Source organism: Dictyoglomus sp. NZ13-RE01, from assembly GCA_002878375.1.
In the GTDB taxonomy this organism is placed as follows: Bacteria; Dictyoglomota; Dictyoglomia; order Dictyoglomales; family Dictyoglomaceae; genus NZ13-RE01.
Genome location: NIRF01000008.1, coordinates 1 through 17,690, shown reverse-complemented (window position 1 = coordinate 17,690; position 17,690 = coordinate 1). Strand labels below are relative to the sequence as shown.

16 protein-coding genes and 2 pseudogenes are annotated in these 17,690 nt (G+C 32.2%); 4 read left to right on the top strand and 14 right to left on the bottom strand.

Annotation, left to right across the window (positions count from 1 at the left end):
- Window positions 1–82 precede the first annotated feature (82 nt).
- Together CBR30_06430 and CBR30_06425 are read left to right on the top strand one after the other, a co-directional pair.
- Window positions 83–376: a hypothetical protein gene (locus tag CBR30_06430; GenBank protein PMQ01289.1), complete on the top strand. Its 294-nt coding sequence runs from the start codon at window positions 83–85 to the stop codon at window positions 374–376.
- Window positions 373–2,076 carry a hypothetical protein gene (locus tag CBR30_06425; GenBank protein ID PMQ01288.1) on the top strand — a complete coding sequence of 568 codons (1,704 nt, stop codon included), beginning with the start codon at window positions 373–375 and terminating at the stop codon, window positions 2,074–2,076. Before CBR30_06430 ends, CBR30_06425 begins: the two co-directional genes overlap by 4 nt.
- Here the strand turns inward: CBR30_06425 and CBR30_06420 are convergent.
- Together CBR30_06420 and CBR30_06415 are read right to left on the bottom strand one after the other, a co-directional pair.
- Window positions 2,050–2,964: an RNA pseudouridine synthase gene (locus CBR30_06420; protein PMQ01287.1), complete on the bottom strand. Its 915-nt coding sequence runs from the start codon at window positions 2,962–2,964 to the stop codon at window positions 2,050–2,052. The genes CBR30_06425 and CBR30_06420 overlap by 27 nt on opposite strands.
- Window positions 2,961–3,641, bottom strand: coding sequence for a cyclic nucleotide-binding protein (locus CBR30_06415; protein ID PMQ01286.1), 681 nt, complete (start codon window positions 3,639–3,641; stop codon window positions 2,961–2,963). Before CBR30_06415 ends, CBR30_06420 begins: the two co-directional genes overlap by 4 nt.
- 144 nt (window positions 3,642–3,785) lie before the next feature.
- On the opposite strand from CBR30_06415, the gene CBR30_06410 reads away from it, so the two are divergent.
- Window positions 3,786–5,114 (top strand): chromosomal replication initiation protein DnaA, encoded by a 1,329-nt coding sequence (locus CBR30_06410; GenBank protein ID PMQ01285.1) that lies wholly within the window; start codon window positions 3,786–3,788, stop codon window positions 5,112–5,114.
- Here the strand turns inward: CBR30_06410 and CBR30_06405 are convergent.
- The 3 genes and pseudogenes from CBR30_06405 to CBR30_06395 all read right to left on the bottom strand — a co-directional run bounded on the left by CBR30_06405 (window position 5,115) and on the right by CBR30_06395 (window position 8,236).
- Window positions 5,115–5,780, bottom strand: a pseudogene (locus CBR30_06405) (protease modulator HflC). It lies immediately after the preceding gene.
- Window positions 5,758–6,146: pseudogene (locus CBR30_06400) on the bottom strand (hypothetical protein). The pseudogenes CBR30_06405 and CBR30_06400 overlap by 23 nt, the downstream one beginning before the upstream one ends.
- A gap of 41 nt (window positions 6,147–6,187) precedes the next feature.
- On the bottom strand, window positions 6,188–8,236 hold the full coding sequence (locus CBR30_06395) for a hypothetical protein (protein PMQ01284.1): 2,049 nt from the start codon (window positions 8,234–8,236) through the stop codon (window positions 6,188–6,190).
- A 126-nt stretch (window positions 8,237–8,362) separates the two neighbouring features.
- On the opposite strand from CBR30_06395, the gene CBR30_06390 reads away from it, so the two are divergent.
- Window positions 8,363–9,622, top strand: a complete 1,260-nt coding sequence (locus tag CBR30_06390; protein ID PMQ01283.1) for a phosphoglycerate mutase — start codon at window positions 8,363–8,365, stop codon at window positions 9,620–9,622.
- Between the two features lie 32 nt (window positions 9,623–9,654).
- On the opposite strand, the gene CBR30_06385 is transcribed toward CBR30_06390, so the two are convergent.
- The 9 genes from CBR30_06385 to CBR30_06345 form a co-directional block, all read right to left on the bottom strand.
- The gene (locus CBR30_06385; GenBank protein ID PMQ01282.1) at window positions 9,655–10,404 is read right to left on the bottom strand and encodes an oxidoreductase; all 750 of its coding nucleotides are present in this window, start codon (window positions 10,402–10,404) and stop codon (window positions 9,655–9,657) included.
- Window positions 10,405–10,419: 15 nt separating this feature from the next.
- On the bottom strand, window positions 10,420–11,961 hold the full coding sequence (locus CBR30_06380) for an exonuclease (GenBank protein PMQ01281.1): 1,542 nt from the start codon (window positions 11,959–11,961) through the stop codon (window positions 10,420–10,422).
- The gene (locus CBR30_06375; protein ID PMQ01280.1) at window positions 11,952–12,464 is read right to left on the bottom strand and encodes an exonuclease; all 513 of its coding nucleotides are present in this window, start codon (window positions 12,462–12,464) and stop codon (window positions 11,952–11,954) included. Before CBR30_06375 ends, CBR30_06380 begins: the two co-directional genes overlap by 10 nt.
- A gap of 53 nt (window positions 12,465–12,517) precedes the next feature.
- Window positions 12,518–13,924, bottom strand: coding sequence for a glycoside hydrolase family 5 (locus CBR30_06370; protein ID PMQ01279.1), 1,407 nt, complete (start codon window positions 13,922–13,924; stop codon window positions 12,518–12,520).
- An 11-nt stretch (window positions 13,925–13,935) separates the two neighbouring features.
- On the bottom strand, window positions 13,936–14,913 hold the full coding sequence (locus CBR30_06365) for a peptide ABC transporter ATP-binding protein (protein ID PMQ01351.1): 978 nt from the start codon (window positions 14,911–14,913) through the stop codon (window positions 13,936–13,938).
- Window positions 14,910–15,902: an ABC transporter ATP-binding protein gene (locus CBR30_06360; protein ID PMQ01278.1), complete on the bottom strand. Its 993-nt coding sequence runs from the start codon at window positions 15,900–15,902 to the stop codon at window positions 14,910–14,912. Before CBR30_06360 ends, CBR30_06365 begins: the two co-directional genes overlap by 4 nt.
- Before the next feature lie 4 nt (window positions 15,903–15,906).
- Window positions 15,907–16,767, bottom strand: a complete 861-nt coding sequence (locus CBR30_06355; GenBank protein ID PMQ01277.1) for a peptide ABC transporter — start codon at window positions 16,765–16,767, stop codon at window positions 15,907–15,909.
- A 23-nt stretch (window positions 16,768–16,790) separates the two neighbouring features.
- Window positions 16,791–17,477, bottom strand: coding sequence for a hypothetical protein (locus tag CBR30_06350; GenBank protein ID PMQ01276.1), 687 nt, complete (start codon window positions 17,475–17,477; stop codon window positions 16,791–16,793).
- A gap of 12 nt (window positions 17,478–17,489) precedes the next feature.
- The coding region (locus tag CBR30_06345; protein ID PMQ01275.1) for a hypothetical protein at window positions 17,490–17,690 on the bottom strand (201 nt) is incomplete at its 5' end.

Genomic DNA, 17,690 nt, shown 5'->3' with positions numbered 1-17,690 from the left:
ATAGACAAAAATCTTAAGTAATTTATTCCATACTTTACATGCTATAATTAAAAAAATTAATCTCTTTTCAGGAGGTTATAAAATGTTTGAATGGCTTAAAAGATTGTTTTTACCAAGTTCACAACCGCCAAAGGGATTTACTATTAACATAAAATGTAAAAGGTGTGGAGAAGTGATACCTGTAAGAATTAGAGCAGTTGAAGAGTCCAATCCTGAGTTTGGTCCCAGTGATGAGATTGTTAGATATGAACTTTGGAAAGATGTTTTAGGTGAAAAATGTCCAAACCTAATGAGACTTCATATTACCTTTTCTCCTGACTGGAGAATTATATCAAAAGAAGTAGAAAATGGGGAAATAGTAGAGGATAGTAAATGAATTTAAAATTAAGTTTTGATCTCTTAACTATAGAAGTATTTTACAAAGAAAATTATAATAGGATCATTAATTCTCTTGTTGAAAAAATATACCAGATAGGTAATACAGAAGTTATTTTAGATATGTATTCTCCGCAAGAGGGTAGGTTTCTTTTAATACTTTCTGTTCACCCTAAGCTTTATAGAATTCAAATATCGAATATAGATCTTCCCTATCCCTCTACCCCACCACCTTTTTGTATGTTTCTAAGGAAACATATAGAAGGAGCTAAAATCGTTGATTGGAAATTAATACCAAAGGAAAGAATTTTGGAGTTTACTTTTCAAAGAGTTGAAGAAGAAAAGAAAAAATTAATAGTAGAACTTATGGGAAAATACAGTAATATAATCTTAGTTAATGAAAATAATGTTATCTTGGATGCTATAAAGCATGTAAGTAGTGAAAAAAATAGATACAGGGAGATTCTCCCCCAACAAATATACCTTTATCCACCTAAAATAAACAAAATATCGCTTTTAGACATAAAGGAAGATGAAATAGAAAAACTTTTAGAAAAAGAAAACATTAAAGATGTTTTAGTGAAGGAAGTATTATATATTACGCCTTTAATAGGTGAAGAAATAACTCAGAATCCTGATAGAAATATTGTTAAAAAAAGGCTCTTAGAATTAAAGGAGAAAATTATAAAAAACGAATACACTTTTCTTGTATACTTTTTAGAAAACAAACCATACACTTATTCACTATTCCCTCTAACTATCTTAAGTGGTTTAAAATATAAAGTCTTTAATACATTAACTGAAACCGTCGATTTCATCTATTCATATGCATTAGAAAACTACTTGTTAGAGCAATATAAAAAGAGACTAAGAGAAATTATTGAGAATAATTTAGAGAAATTACAAAAGAAAAGGGAAGAACTTTTGGAAGCTATTAAAGAAGGAGAGTCTGCAGAAAGTTTGAAAATCAAAGGAGAAACTTTGATTTTATATCAAAAGGATATCAATAGAGGCCCAGATAAGGTAATACTTCCAAATCCTTATAATGAAAAGGAACTATTAGAAATTGATTTAGATCCTGCTTTATCTCCTATTGATAATGCCCAAAGATATTTTAAAAGATATAAAAAATTGAAAAAGGGAATAAACATTCTTAAAGAGCAGTTGGAAAAAGTGGAAAATGAAATTTTCTACCTAAATTCCTTGGACCTTTCTTTAGAAAATAGTAATAAATACGGAGAACTCCAAGAAATAGAAGAGGAATTAATAAGTAGTGGTTATATTAGAGAGAAAAGGACAAAGAAAAAAACTCAAAAAAGATCTCAACCTTATAAATTCTTACTACCTGGTGGATATGAAGTATATGTGGGGAAGAATAACAAGCAAAATGACTATATCACTTTTAATATTGCCTCTCCAGAGGATTTATGGTTCCATGCAAGAGGGATTCCAGGAGCCCATGTAATCCTTAAAACAAAATCAAAGGAGGAAGTACCTCAGGAAATTATAGAATATACAGCAGAAATAGCAGGATATTTTAGTAAGGGAAGAAATTCCTCCTATGTAGCCATAGATTATACAAAAAGAAAATACGTGCAAAAACCAAAAGATGCAAAACCTGGATTTGTGATTTATAAAAATGAGAAAACTATTTTTGTAAAGCCCGAAAATGCATTACAGTTCATTTCTCAACTTGTTTAAAACCTCTTGAAAGTCTTGAGGAAGATCTGTAGTAAATCTCATAATTTCTTTTGTTCTTGGATGAATAAAAACTATCTCCTTTGCATGAAGTAACTGTCCAGAAACAGAAAATCTTTTATCTTTTCTACCGTACACTTCATCCCCTACAATTGGATAACCTAAATAACTCAAATGTACCCTTATCTGATGAGTCCTTCCTGTTTCAAGATTAACCTCTAACAAGGTATATCCTTTGAACCTTTCTAAGATTTTGAAGTTACTTATAGACAACTTACCATAAGGTAGAATTGCCATTCTCTTTCTATCAGTAGGATGTCTTCCCATAAATAGCTCTACTCTTTTTTCATCCCATGGAAAATTACCTTCTACCAAAGCCCAATAAATCCTTCTTAAGGTCTTGTTCTTAAGTTGTTCCGCAAGGGAAAGGTGAGCAGGATCATTTTTTGCGACAATTATGAGACCTGTTGTGTCCTTATCTAACCTATGAACGATACCTGGTCTTATTTTACCACCTATTTGAGAAAGCTCACCAATATAGCCAAGAAGAGCATTAACAAGGGTACCTTTATAATGTCCCGCAGAGGGATGAACGACCATATCCCTCGGTTTATTAATTATTAAAATATCATCATCCTCGTATACAATATCTAATTTTATTTGTTCAGGAATAATTTCGGTGGGCTCTGGTGGGGGTACCTCAACTACTACTTCGTCACCAGCTTTTAACTTTTGACTTGGCTTTGCAATCCTTTCATTTACTTTAACCTTTTCTTTTTCTATAAGATTTTGAATTTGGGAACGAGTTAAGGGAAGTACACTCGCTAAATATTTATCTAACCTTTCTTCAATATCTTTTTCAATTTTTAACACATATCTTTCTTCCATCAATAGATTCTATTTTTCAGTTTCTCAATACTATGAACTATGATATGATTCTTTTCAACAGTTATTATCCCTTCATCTTCAAAGGCTTTTAAAGTTCTTGTAGCAGTTTCCCTTGAAACCCCAATTAAGCTTCCTAATTCTTGCCTTGTAAAGTCTAAGTCTATGACTATTCCCTTATCAGTTTTTACTCCCTTATCAAGAACAATTTCCAATAAAACCCTTGCAATTCTACCAGGAGCATCAAAAAACATCAATGTTTCAATCTGTCTATTTGCTTTTCTTAAACGAAGAGATAAGGTTTTTAGGATTTTTAAAGATATGTCAGGGTACTTTTGTAACAACTTCATGAAGTCATCTCTCTGAATCAATAAAACCCTTGTATCTTCCAAGGCTACAATAGTGGCAGAACGAGGCTCACCATCCAAAAGGGACATCTCTCCAAAAAATTCTGTAGGATAAAGAATAGAAAGAATTGCCTCTTTTCCTTCTTCAGTTTCTATAACTACCTTTACTCTTCCTGAACAAATGAGGAAAAAGAAATTACCAACATCATCTTTTTGGAAGATAATAGAATCTTTTGGATATAACTTTTCTCGAGATATACCTAAAAGCAATTCTAAATCACTATCTGAAAGTCCCGAAAATATGGGGACTTTTTTAAGAAATTCCTTCCCTTCCATCTTCTTTATTAATCTTAAAATTTTCTATATAGTATTATATATTAAAACAATAGATTTTTACAATAAAAATTTTTAATTGCCCAACTAATATTTATTTGCTAAAATTAATTTTGCAATCTTAATTTCTTGTCGAGGTATTAGCTTATGGATGATTGGAAACAAGTCTGGGAAAAGACTTTGGATATAATATCAACGGAAATAAGTAGACCTGGTTTTGAAACTTGGATTAAGACCTTAAAGCCATTGGGAGTCCAAGGAGAAAAATTTATTCTCCAGACTCCAAATAGGTTTTCTAAGGAATGGCTCCAAGAGTACTATTTAGATGTAATTGAATCAGCATTAAGAAAAACTTCCCAAAGGGAATGGAAGGTAGAATTATTTACAGAAGATAAAGAAGAAGAACCTGTAGATAGATCTATACCTGAATCTGTTCTCCAAGTAACAAATTTAAATCCTAAGTATACTTTTGATACCTTTGTGGTAGGAGACAGTAATAGATTTGCTCATGCTGCTGCTTTAGCAGTTAGCCAAAATCCAGGGAAAACATATAATCCCTTGTTTATATATGGCGGGGTAGGACTTGGTAAGACTCACTTAATTCATGCTATAGGACATTACGTAAGAGAAAAGTTTCCACATCTAAAAATTGTGTATTCGTCCATGGAAAAGTTTACTGTAGAGCTTATTGATGCCATAAAAGAGGATGGAATGACTAAATTTAGAAGTAGGTATAGAAATATTGATATTCTTCTCATTGATGATATTCAATTTTTAGCAGGCAAAGAAAGAACTCAAGAAGAATTCTTCTATACCTTTAATGCATTATATGAGGCTGGAAAGCAGATTGTACTTACCAGTGATAGAGTTCCCAAAGAAATACCTACTTTAGAAGATAGATTAAGATCAAGATTTGAATGGGGACTTATGGCAGATATACAACCTCCTGACTTAGAAACAAGGATTGCAATTCTAAAGAAAAAAGCAGAAGCAGAAAGAGTAAATGTACCTGAAAGTGTTATAGAATTTATAGCAGAACAAATTCAATCCAATATTAGAGAGTTAGAAGGAGCCTTGATCAGAACAGTTGCTTTTGCCTCTCTCAATAACGTACCTATTGACCTTTCCTTAGCAAAAACTGTACTAAAAGATATTTTACAGCCCTCTGTTACCCCAATAAGTATCCAAGCTATAATTAGGGAGGTAGCAAATTACTTCCATTTAACACCTGAACAAATCGTCGGAAAAGGAAGGACCCAAGAAGTGGCACTGCCAAGGCAAATTGCTATGTACCTTGCAAGAACATTAACAGACATTTCTTTACCTAAAATAGGAGAAGAATTCGGCGGAAGAGATCATACCACAGTACTTCATGCTTATGAAAAAATCCAAGAACTTTATCAGTCCGACGTTACAATTAAAAAAGTCATTCAAGATATCCAAAACAGATTGAAAAATTCTAATTCATCATTGTAATTATTTGCTTCTTAGATATTTAAAGATCTCAGAATCAGGTGTAATTATAATAGTATTTCCAGGAATAGTCTTTTTATATACCTCTAAACTTTTTATAAATTGGTAAAATTCAGGATTTGCTGAAAGAGCGGACTGAATAATTCTTCCAGCTTCCGCCTCTCCTTGTCCCTTAAGCTCTTTAGCTTTTCTATAAGCTTCAGCAAGAATTATTGTTCTTCTTTTCTCAGCCTCAGACTTTATCCTCTGAGCCTCTCTTTGCATCTCCGCTCTATAAAGAGCAGCTTGTCTTTGTCTTTCCGCTATCATGGAATCATAAATCTTTCTTAGGTTCTCTTCAGGAACACTAACCCTTTTCATTCTAACAGTTTTAATTTCAATACTTAGCTCCATTGCCTTTGCTTGTGAAGATCTTGTAACCTCCTCAAAAATTTCTTCCCTTTTTTCAGAGACAATATTATCAAAATCATATTGTCCCACTACTCTTCGCATCTCGCTATATATGCTATCATCTAATCTTGCCTGGACACCGCTTTCGTCTCTAACAGTTTTCAAAAATAAAAGGGGATCGGTAATAACAAATAGTGCAAAAGAATCTAATATCATAGATTTTTTATCCTTAGTAACTACAAGGGTGGGTTCAGAATCATACTCCAGAATCCTTTTTTCTCATAGATGCCTGAGCCAAATCTCTAAGTAGTTTTTCAGAACTTCTTATATAGGTCAAATATTTTACCGTCTTTTGTTAATAATAAAGATTCCTCTTTAAATATTTATCGTCCTAAAACCTATCTCCAATCTTCTAATAGCTGCAACATCTACTTTACTCACACTATCCAAGAGAGGTATCTTCCAATGCAAACCTGGTCCAAATACTCCTATGATCTTACCAAATCTCTTAACAATAGCAGATTCTGCAGGACCAACAAAATAAAAGCTTTCAGCCAGAAAAATTACTACTAAGATAAATACAATTATCAATAGGATATTCTTAAAGGAAAGGTCCTTCCAAGGAAATTCCGGAAAATCCCTCATATTTCCCTCCTAATATCTAAAAACCCCCCTCCCCTTTTAAACTACCTTGACTCAATAGATATTTCTTTTATCCTCACGTTTCCTTCTATATCTTTTGGTATTAATATGGTTACAATGTTTTCTTTGTCCATATTAACTAATCCAGTTATATCCCATTTTAATACTTCAAAATCTTTAGACTCTATAGCTACAGGGATAGTTATAAGCTTTTCATTAATATTAATAGATAATCCAGGATTTAACTCGCTCTTCCCACTATAAGTAGTTGCAAATTTAATTCTCAAATATATCTTTTTATATAGTATTGAAGGAGATTTTAATTCTAAAATACCACCTGGATTTAGAACTAAACTGTATTCTTTGTCTTCCTTAGTAAAGTAACAATTTTCAGCTTTTTGAACACTAAGATTTCCTTCATAACCTCCCTTTGTGAAGTTTATATAATAAACTACGGGAGTTATGATAGGAGAAAGAACAAATTCAAAATTATATTTTTCTCCAGCCTTTACATTAATTTGTGTGTTCACCTCTTGATATCCAGATAAAGCCAATCTTAAGCTATAAACTCCTTCAGCCAAATTCAAGGTTAAAGGAGTGACCCCTTGATATTTTCCATCTATATAAACAACTGCAGATTGCGGTTTTGAATTAATACTAACCTCTCCTAAAGCTGGAACCAAATTTACATTAACTCTTTTTACATCTCCAGGATTTAAATAGAAGGATTCTCTATACTCCTGATACCCTGTAAGAACAATCCTAACAGTATAATATCCAGGATTTAAATCGCTTAATGAAAGAGGAGTTTTTCCTTTGTAAACATCATTTATATATACATCCGCATTAGATGGAGTAGAAAATACATTAATGCTTCCTAAGAGAGGAGTTAGAGAGAAGTTATAGTTTGATACAGTACCAGAGATTACATCAACAAAGGTTATTAAGTCCTTATAACCTGATTTTCTCAATTGTAATTGGTATTTTCCTGGGGTTAGCTCGTAAATTGTGATGGGAGTTATACCTTTGTACACACCATTTAAATAAACTTCCGCTCCTTGAGGGTTTGAATTTATATTTAAGCTTCCAGTTAGAGGAAGAAGTGAGAGAACTATTCTATTTTCTCTTCCTTCCTTAACTTCTACTTTCTGTACTAAATCCTGATAACCTGGATATCTTAGTCTTATTTCATAAGTTTTTGCCAACATATTTCTTATAAGTAATGGAGTTTTTCCCCTATAAATTCCATCTATGTATACATCCGCATTAGATGGGGTAGATTCTATTCTTAAATCTCCATATTTAGGAGAAAGAGTAAAATTATAATCTTTCTCCTTGTTTGCTTCAACAATAATAACTGTTTCGTAATCTTTATAACCTTCTAATTGTAATAAAACCCTATAACTTCCTTCTGTAAGACTTAAACTCAAGGGAGTTTTACCTTTATAAACATTATTTAAGTAGACATTTGCGCCAGAAGGATTTGATTGGATATTAACTTTACCCTCTAAACTTATAGCTCTTTGTACATAAAAAAATGTAACTTTTTGACTCCAATTTTTCTTATCTCCTTCAATTAGTACTTTTTCTATTGTCTTCATCGCTTTCTCTACACTTTTCTCTAAAGTTTCACCAGGTTTTAGAGCTTCTAATTTTTTACCAGGAAAAATATTTAATGGTACCTTTGAAATTATTCCAATAATAAATTCTTTACCTTCTGGTGGGCTTACTTTAAAACTATAGGAGGGTTTATCGGGGAATGTATAGGTCTGATCCTTTCTAATAAAATTATTAGATGAGTATACATTAGGGAAAATAAGCTTAAATTCTCCATCCGCTGTTAAATCAAATATATAGAGATAACAATCATCATTAGCCCTCACATAAATCTTTAAATCTTCACCAATTCTATAAACGCTACCTTCTGGTTTATTTAGCCAAAGATCGAGTTTTAATTTGGTTTCCTCATTTGGTACTATTATGATCTTCTCCCAAGATGGAGCAGGAATAATCTTTTCCTGAGGAAGAATATATCCAGAAAGAAAAATTATGAATATGAAAAATAAACTTAAAACCTTAAATACCCTCATGATTTGACCTCCTTTCTTATTCTATTAAATTATACAGAAAAGAAGAAATTAAATAAAGTGATTTATATCACATTTTAAAATTTTATGATAAAATTTTTAAGATAAATCATATGAGAAAGGAGGAAAAGTATGAAGAAAATATTGTATATTGTTCTTGATGGACTGGGAGGAAGACCAGAGCCAAGCCTAAACGGAAAAACTACATTAGAAGCTGCACATACTCCCAATATGGACTCTTTAGCTAAAAAGGCTAAGTTGGGACTTATGGACCCTATTGCTCCAGGGATTGCCCCAGAATCTGATGCTGCAGTATTGAGTATATTAGGTTATGACGTAGATAAATATTATACTGGAAGAGGTCCATTGGAAGCCTATGGAGCAGATATTGAGGTAAGAGATGGAGATTTAGCTTGGAGAGCAAATTTTGCAACAGTAGATGAAAATACCCTAAAAATATTAGATAGAAGGGCTGGGAGAAATCTCTCAACAGAGGAAGCAAAAGCTTTAGCAGAAGAAGTAAATCAAAAAGTAAAGCTTGATGGAGCAGAATTTATCTTTAAGGCTACTGTAGGACATAGAGGAGTACTCGTTATTAGAAAGAAGAATGGAAAACTTTCAGCTAACGTAGAAAATATAGATCCAGGATATAAAAAGCATGGACCTTATAGTATCGCCATCACAAATCCTCCCACAGAAGTGCAGGAATGTATTCCATTAGATGATAGTATTGAGGCAAAGGAGTCTGCACGATTAACTAATGAGTTTGTTAAAAAATCCTTTGAAGTATTAAAAAACTCAGAAATAAATAAGAAGAGAATATCTGAAGGGAAAAAGCCAGCTAATATTATTCTATTGAGAGATGCAGGAGACTCTCTGCCTAAGATTCCAACACTGAACGAGCTTTATAATCTTTCCTTTGGAAGTATTGTAGAAATGCCTGTAGAAAGAGGAATAGCTTTATTAACAGGAATGAAGGAAGTTCCTATAGAAGATTCATCTAATTATAGACTTTGGGCAGAAAAAACACTATATGCCTTAGAAAAATATGATGGAGTATATGCCCACTTAAAAGGTCCTGATATTCCAGGGCATGATGGTCTTGTTAATGCCAAAAAAGAGAGTATTGAAAAAATAGATGCAGAATACTTTACAAATCTACTACCATATCTTGATTTCTCAAAAGTAGTAGTTGTTGTAACGGCAGATCACTCAACTCCTTGTTCTCTAAAGGCCCATTCAGAGGATCCAGTTCCCTTAATGATAGTAACAGATGGAATTACTCCTGATGGTTTAGATTACTTTGGAGAAAGTTCCTGTGCTAAAGGAAGCCTTGGAAGGATAAAAGGAACTGAGCTTATGCCTCTTCTTGTAAAATTAGCAAGATCATAATTAGGAAGGGGATAAGATCCCCTTCCTAAAAATTACAGATAAATCATCTTTCTCGTCATTCCACCATCAATTATAAAGTTTGCTCCTGTTATAAATCCAGCCTTATCAGAAATCAAAAAAAGAACCATATTAGCAATATCTTCTGGTATCCCTACTCTTCCAACAGGATGTTGTTTATGATCTAATTCTGTAAGTTCTGGTTCCTTTCTCAAGCTTTTCTTCTTCCAATTGCTAACCTCTATCCACCCTGGACTAATACAATTAACTCTAACATTAGGTCCTAAACTAATAGCTAATGCATGAGTCAGTGCATAAATTCCTCCCTTAGAGGCTGAATAAGCTTCAGTATTTGGCTCTGACATAAAAGCTCTTGTAGAAGCTATGTTTATAATATTACCTTTTCTCTCATTCAAGTATGGAAAACAGTATTTACTACATAGAAAGGCTCCTGTTAGATTTACAGAGATTACTCTGTTCCATTCCTCCAAAGTAAGTTCTGAAATATGTTTATTGATAGCAATACCTGCATTATTTACCAAAACATCGATTCCCCCAAATTTTTCTACGGCTGTTCTTACCATATTTTTAACCTCTTCTTCCTTAGATACATCAGTCTTTATATAGACCAATTTTCCTAAATTTGAATATTCTTCCTCCACCTCATGCCCTGCCTCTTCATCAATATCTGCCACTGCCACATTGTAATGATTTTCTAAAAGTTTTTTGACTATTGCCTTCCCTATTCCTTGTCCTCCACCAGTTACAATAGCGACCTTTTCCATTTTTCTTCACCTCCTCTATATTTCAAAAACATCTCCTTTATCAAGAAATACAACCTTGCAAAATCCATCAAATCTTTCAAAAAATTCCTTACTTTCAGGTTCTGTATGAACTGGAATTAAAAATCTTGGTCTAACTTCCTCTATCAATAATTCCAAATCCTCGCCAATTATATGCCCACTGGAATGAAAATATGGATCTTCTCTATCTTTTAAAGAACCATAAATCTCAAAATTAAATAAAGCAATCCAATTTTCTATTTTTCTGTGATCAATGAGCATTTCTTCGTTAAAAGCCTCGCAAGATGAATAGATATAAACACCTCCCGAAGGATTTATATCAATTAAATTCGGAAAATCATAATAGGAAAAACACAAAATATAATCCTCTGGATTTTCTTTAATGTTTTTAAAATCTATTATTCTATCCTTTGGCATTTTCTCATAAACAATCTCTTCCCATTTTTTATCAGATCTTGCCCTTGGAACTCTATAAAGATATATATTTTCATCATTAGTTGGGTCTGGAATCTCTTCATCTATCTCCCTTAAAGCAATAAGAGTATAAACATCCTTCAAAGTCAAAACTAATTTTCTATTAGTTTCTCTTGCAACTCTCAAGAAACTAATTAATCTTTCAATATTTCTTGGACCAAAATCTGCAATAACTAAGCTATTATTATTTTTTATTAACCTAAGAACATTCTCATACACATCTTCTTCTGAAGTTTTTCTATTACTTTTTGGATGAGTACCCTCACATATAAGAATATCAGGTTTAATTTTTTTAGCATAATTTATAAAATCTTTTGTTAGATGAGCTTTTAAACCATGCATCCTCAAATCACCTGTATAAAGGATATGTAAACCACTGATATCAATATGAAAAGCACAAGCATAAGGGATAGAGTGATCCACAGGAATAGCTTTTATTTTGAAATTTTCCAATTCATATTCCCTTGAAAAAAACAATTCTCCTCCTAAAATCTCTTTCTTTTTTGCTGGAGAAATAGACCAGAATCTTAGATCATTTATTTTTCTTTCCTCTAAAATGATAAATCTTCTTCGATAATACGGATTTTTATTATCAGCCTTCAGAACATCATTTTCCAACATCTTTTCATTTATATAACAGATTTCAATGTCACTTCCTGTATCCTGCATGGCCTTACAAATATAGGTTGTTCCAAGACTTGTCAAAATGGGAATTTCCATATTTATATAGGTAACGTAACCAGTATGATCCAAATGAGCGTGAGATAATAAAATTCCAATTACGTTTGATGATTTATACAACTTGTGATTCTCAAATTTACTCCAATCTATAAAAATATCTAAGTCTTTTCTATAAAGCCCTTTAATTGGAGGAATTAAAGAGAGGTACAAGAGATCTTTTATTCCTAAAGCAGACCTTGGTTTAAGAAATTCATCTAAATATTTACTCTCCTCATTAAAATTTTGTCCAAAATCCAACAAAATAGAGTAATGCCCATCATCTACTATAAACTTATTTCCTCCAATACAATTTACACCATCAAGAGGTATTATTTTTATGGACATAGCTCATTTTCCAGCAGATAAAGTTTTTCACGGAGTATCTTCAGATTTAAAACATCTTCCTTATTGTACTCAAGAAGTAGATATAGAGCATTCATATCATTATGGGAAATATATCTATACCAAAGTTCTACCGCCATTCTCCCATCAATTTCTTTTAATCTTCTTTCAATACCAAGTTTCTTCTCTACAACCTTTAATCCTCCATAAAGCCCATTTTTCCAACACAAATACATAAGATCAGTATGATAGAAAAAGTCATTAAGGTCTATATCGAGCTTGGATTTTATAAAAGGAAGATCAAAGCGGGAACCATTATATGTATATAACTCTTTAACATCTTTCATTACATACAAAAGATTATAAGCGGATATCTCTTTTCCTATTAGCTGAATAAATCTTTCCTCTTCCTCATTTTCCATATATATTCCCACAACAGTAATATAGGAATATTCAGGAGAAAGCCCAGTAGTTTCAATATCTAAATACGCCCTTAAACTACTCATGGCTATATTATACCTTATATTTCTTTATGAAAAAATAAAGACCAAAATAAATATTATCTTAGAGCTTCCCGTAAAATATCAATCAAATACGTTCTTTTCTTACAATAGGAGAATTCAAAGGCTTCTTTATGCATTTCTTCTATTTCTTTACTACTCATATCTGAAAATTGCAGAGCAAATAAAGGTGTTAGAAAATTGCTGATTGCAGCATAGATGGAGATATTATCAAACTCTCGGACAAAATGTTCATAGTCAAGACTAAAATCCTTGATATATTCAGCAACCTCTTGAGCAATTAACTTCAAAATCCTTGAAGTTTCAGCCGTTAAAATACCATAACCCCTTGATGTCCAAGAATCTAATCCTAATTTTTCTTTCAAGGAAAGGATAGGTTTTATTCTACGTATATATTCACTATCCTCTTTAGGAATTACTAATCCTTGATATTTAACATCTTTATAGGTCCAAATAGTCCAATATTGTTCATACATATTAAAGATTTCTAATTGATCTCTCAAGGCAGAAAGTCTTGCCAAATCCGAGTTTGTTGGTGATTCAATAGCTCCATCAAATAATGCTCCAAACTCTCCAATCCAAGAAGGTATATTTCTATCTAACATCCATTTATTTCTCTCTAAGAAGCTCTTTTCCATCCATTTTTTATCAACATATATTCCAGCCACTACCCCTGGATATTTTCTTCCTCGATGGGTCATAACTGTATAATTGTGGGAACTATAAACAAGATTATCATCAAAAGGTTCTTCTAAGCCGTCAAATTCAGTGGAATATCTATTTCCTTCTAAGAATATAATATGATTCTTATCAATTTCTCTTATGGCTTTTACCCATTCTTTATAAAGTTTGTTTAAAATCTCTATGTTGGGAGCGTTTGGCTCATTTAGCAGATTATATCCAGCAATTTGGGTCTCATTTTTATAATGTTCTGCAATATAAAGCCAAAGGTTTTTCACCCTATCTTGAAAATGCTTGTTTTCCCAAAGTAAGGATATACCAAAAGGATTATCTGAATGCCACCCCTGATTTTGCCAACCAGGTGCAGCATGAAGATCTAATATTAGATATATATTATGCTTTTTTCCCCATTCTACGCATTTATCTAAATAATAAAAACCAGAAGATTTAAAATCTCCAGGATTTAGATCATCTTCAAAATGCCTATAATTAAAAGGAATTCTTACAACGGTCGCCCCAATCTCTTCAAGAAATATAAAATCCTTCTCGGTAATAAAATTATCAAGGAAACTTCTAAAGAAAGAATTATACCTTTCCTCTCCTAACTCTTCCTTTATTGCTTTTCTCAAAACACTTTCTGCTCCCATATATCCAGTAATAAAATTTTCCATATTCAGCCATCCACCAAAACAAACACCCCTTAAAAATACTTTTTCTCCTTTCTCATTTACTATGTACTTACCATTTACTCTCAAGAAACCCATCTCTTACCTCCTTAAGATTCATATAATAAGCATCGGACTTCTCTGCCATCTATATTGAATTCCGGAATTTCTTGTTTTTCACACTTATCCATCTTATATGGACAACGTCTTGCAAATTTACAACCTTTTAACAAAAATTCTTCCTCTTCAAAGCTTGTTAATGTAATTTTCTTCATCCATCTCTTCTTAGGATCAGGCTCAGGTATAGACTCTTGAAGTAGCATAGTATAAGGATGTTTAGGCTCTCCTAATACTTTCTCTACAGGTCCTTTTTCAACAATCTCTCCTCTATACATTATTGCAATCTTATCACTAACATAATAAGCAGTCGCAAGGTCATGAGTAATATAAAGTACACTAACCCCATTTTTTTCTTTTAACTCTTTAAATAAATTTACAATGGACATTCTTAAAGATGCATCTACCATTGAAACTGGCTCATCCGCTACAATAAGACTTGGATTAGTTATTAATGCTCTGGCAATAGAGATTCTTTGAAGTTGTCCTCCAGAAAATTCGCTTGGATATTTATTTTTTACTTCTTCCAAAGAAAGTCCTACTGACTTTAAGGCACGATCGATAATTTCATAGGTTTCCTCTTCATTCTTTGCTATTTTAAAATTCATAGCAGTTTCAATTAAATAACTAATAACAGTCCTCAAAGGATTAAAAGTTTCAAAAGGATTTTGGAATATAGCTTGCACCTCTTTCCTAAAATAATTTAGATCATCTCTACTTTTAAAACTTGTTACATCTTTGCCTTTATACAATATCTTTCCTTTTGTTGGTTCTATTAATCCTAATATAATTCTTGCTACTGTAGTTTTTCCACTTCCGCTTTCACCAGCCAATGTAAAGATCTCTGAGTGATCTATGTTAAAATTCACATTATTTACCGCAAGGATTTTAATCCTCGAAAAAATACTTCCCAAAGTGAATATTTTCGTTAAGTTTTCAATCCTTAATAATTCTCCATTAATACTTCTCATATCTTCCTCTCCTTTGCATATAAGAAGCATGCTACTTTATGCCCCTCTTTTATATTAATCAGTTCTGGGATATTCTCTTTACATTCTGGCATGGCATACTCACACCTTGGATGAAATCTACATCCAGATGGAGGATTTATAAGATTTGGAGGTAAGCCTGGTGCACTTATTTTATAAGATTTATCTCCCATTTTGGGTAGTGAGCCAATAAGATATTTTGTATAAGGATGAAGAGGATTCTCAAAAATTTCCTCTGTCTTTGCTTCCTCAATAAGATGTCCTGCATACATTATACCAATCCTATCAGATATAGTAGCATGTACCCCCATATCATGGGTTACAAGAATAATGGTGTTTTTCTGTGAAGATTGAATATCTTTAAGGAGTTGAATCACTCCTCTTTGGGCAACCACGTCTAAGGCTGTTGATGGCTCATCTGCTATAATAACCCTTGGCTTTAATATAGTAGCTAAAGCTATTGTAACTCTTTGTCTCATTCCTCCAGATAGTTGATGGGGGTAAGCCCTTAATATTTTTGAGGGAAGTCCAAGAGCATTTAGATATTCCTTTGTTAATTCTTCTATCTCTTTTTTACTAACATCTTTCTTATGAGCACTTACAAAATCATAAAAGGTATCTATGATCTTTGTCACTGGATTAAGTACACTCATAGAACCTTGTGGTATATAGGATATAAATTCCCACCTTATTTTTTTAATCTCAGAATCACTCAGGGTAAAAATATTTAAATAATCATCATTTATTTTATAAAAAACCTTACCATCTATAAGATTTAATGGGGGTTCAATCATGCCATATAAAGTTTTAATTAATGTGCTCTTACCGCAACCTGACTCTCCTGCAATTCCATAAATTTCATTCTCTTCAACATTTAAATTAACATTATCCACTGCCTTTACAAACTGTTTTTCTCCATAAACATCTAAAATATAATAGGCTCTTAGGTTTTCAGCTTTTACAACTATCATATCCTTACTCCTTTGCCATTCCTATTCTTTGGATTCTTGTTCTCGGATCTAAATATTCACTAATGCTAACAGATAATAAATAAAGGCTAACGAAAAGTAGTACAGATATAACAACAGGCGTAAGTAGCCACCACCATATACCTAAAAGCATAGCCTGATAACTAATAGCCCAATTAAGCATAGTCCCTAATGTGGGAATCTCCAGATTAGATAATCCTAAAATTGCCAATGTAATTTCCATACCTACAGCCCATGCCATATTATTAATTATTGTTGAAAATACTATGGGAATAACGAAAGGAAGATATTCCTTCATTACTAATGAGAATGTACGAGTACCCGACAAGATTGCAGTATTTGTAAACTCCCTCTCTCTAAGGCTCAAAATCTGAGAACGAATTACCCGCGCATCCCAGGACCATCCAAAAATACCTAAAATAAGCCCTAATGTAACTAAACTTAATCTTCCTTTAATTAAAGATGAAATTAAAATAAGGATAGGAAGTAAAGGTAATACTAAAAAACTATCATTAAAGGACATTAAAAATCTGTCAACTCTTCCACCTAAATAACCAGAGATTAAACCAATTATGATAGCTATTATCCTCGAAAGTAATGCAGCTATCAAAGAAAGAATCAGTGAATTTCTAATAGCAAAAGTTGCTTCCCAAAAAACATCTTGTCCTTTGGAATTTGTACCTAATGGATGTTGAAAAGATGGAGGAAGATCTCGCGGAAATACATTCCAAATTTTTATATTATACGGATAAAAGAAGGAAAGAATTGCTAAAAAAAGTAAGAAACAGAGTATAATGAAGCCAAATCTAAATTTGCCATCTCTTAGTAAATCTTTTAATACTTTCACTCTTAATGAGACCTCCTATTTTTTTATTTATATCTTATTCTTGGATCAAACAGAGGATAGATCAAATCAATTATTAAAATAAAAGTAGAGATTGCAATTATTGATAAAGAAGTTATTCCCATGATCAAATTATAATCTCCTGTATGAATGGCATTATAAAGGAGAGTTCCAATACCCGGATAAGAAAATACGATTTCCGTGATTAACGCCCCACTAAATATTTGCCCCATAGATAAAGCAAGTCCAGTAATTTGTGGAAGTATTGCATTTCTTATTACATACTTAAATAATACCACTCTATCCTTTATGCCTCCTGCTTTTGCATAAACTACGAAATCTTCTCTTAATACATTCTGAACAATTAATCTCATTGTTTGTAAAGTGACGGAAATACCAAGTATTACCATGGATAAAAAGGGTAAGAAAGCATATCTAAAGAGGTCTGATATAAATCTAAAGCTAAAAGAGGGTTTTAATCCTACGGAAAAGCCTCCACCTAAAGGAAATAACTTTAAAACATAACCAAATATGACTAATAATATAAGTGAAAGAATGTAATAAGGCAAAGGTCTAATAAACATAGCAATATTTTCTATTATTCTTGCCCATCTTTTATTGTAAAAGAAGCCACAAATAGCACCAAGAATATTTCCTATTATCCAAGATGTTATTGTAGAAATACTTAGAAGTCCAACAGTCCATGGGCTGATCTGTAATCATTTTTAATCACCCCCAATCATAAGCACAATTCTTCCTTTCTTGCTTATCTTTAACCTCAATCTTAATATCTCAATTATTCTTAAGGCAAAATTTATGAAGCTTATTATTCCTCTCTTTAATTCCTCTTTTAATAACTTTATTCTATGCTCTCCCTTCTCTATTTTTGATGTTAAGTAAATAACTAACAATGCTCCCATAAATAC

Bases quoted from the DNA above. Each gene is read 5' to 3' on its own strand.
- CBR30_06430 (PMQ01289.1), top strand. From the start codon at position 83: ATGTTTGAATGGCTTAAAAGATTGTTTTTACCAAGTTCACAACCGCCA.
- CBR30_06425 (PMQ01288.1), top strand. From the start codon at position 373: ATGAATTTAAAATTAAGTTTTGATCTCTTAACTATAGAAGTATTTTAC.
- CBR30_06415 (PMQ01286.1), bottom strand. From the start codon at position 3,641: ATGGAAGGGAAGGAATTTCTTAAAAAAGTCCCCATATTTTCGGGACTT.
- CBR30_06410 (PMQ01285.1), top strand. From the start codon at position 3,786: ATGGATGATTGGAAACAAGTCTGGGAAAAGACTTTGGATATAATATCA.
- CBR30_06390 (PMQ01283.1), top strand. From the start codon at position 8,363: ATGAAGAAAATATTGTATATTGTTCTTGATGGACTGGGAGGAAGACCA.
- CBR30_06385 (PMQ01282.1), bottom strand. From the start codon at position 10,404: ATGGAAAAGGTCGCTATTGTAACTGGTGGAGGACAAGGAATAGGGAAG.
- CBR30_06380 (PMQ01281.1), bottom strand. From the start codon at position 11,961: ATGTCCATAAAAATAATACCTCTTGATGGTGTAAATTGTATTGGAGGA.
- CBR30_06375 (PMQ01280.1), bottom strand. From the start codon at position 12,464: ATGAGTAGTTTAAGGGCGTATTTAGATATTGAAACTACTGGGCTTTCT.
- CBR30_06370 (PMQ01279.1), bottom strand. From the start codon at position 13,924: ATGGGTTTCTTGAGAGTAAATGGTAAGTACATAGTAAATGAGAAAGGA.
- CBR30_06365 (PMQ01351.1), bottom strand. From the start codon at position 14,913: ATGAGAAGTATTAATGGAGAATTATTAAGGATTGAAAACTTAACGAAA.
- CBR30_06360 (PMQ01278.1), bottom strand. From the start codon at position 15,902: ATGATAGTTGTAAAAGCTGAAAACCTAAGAGCCTATTATATTTTAGAT.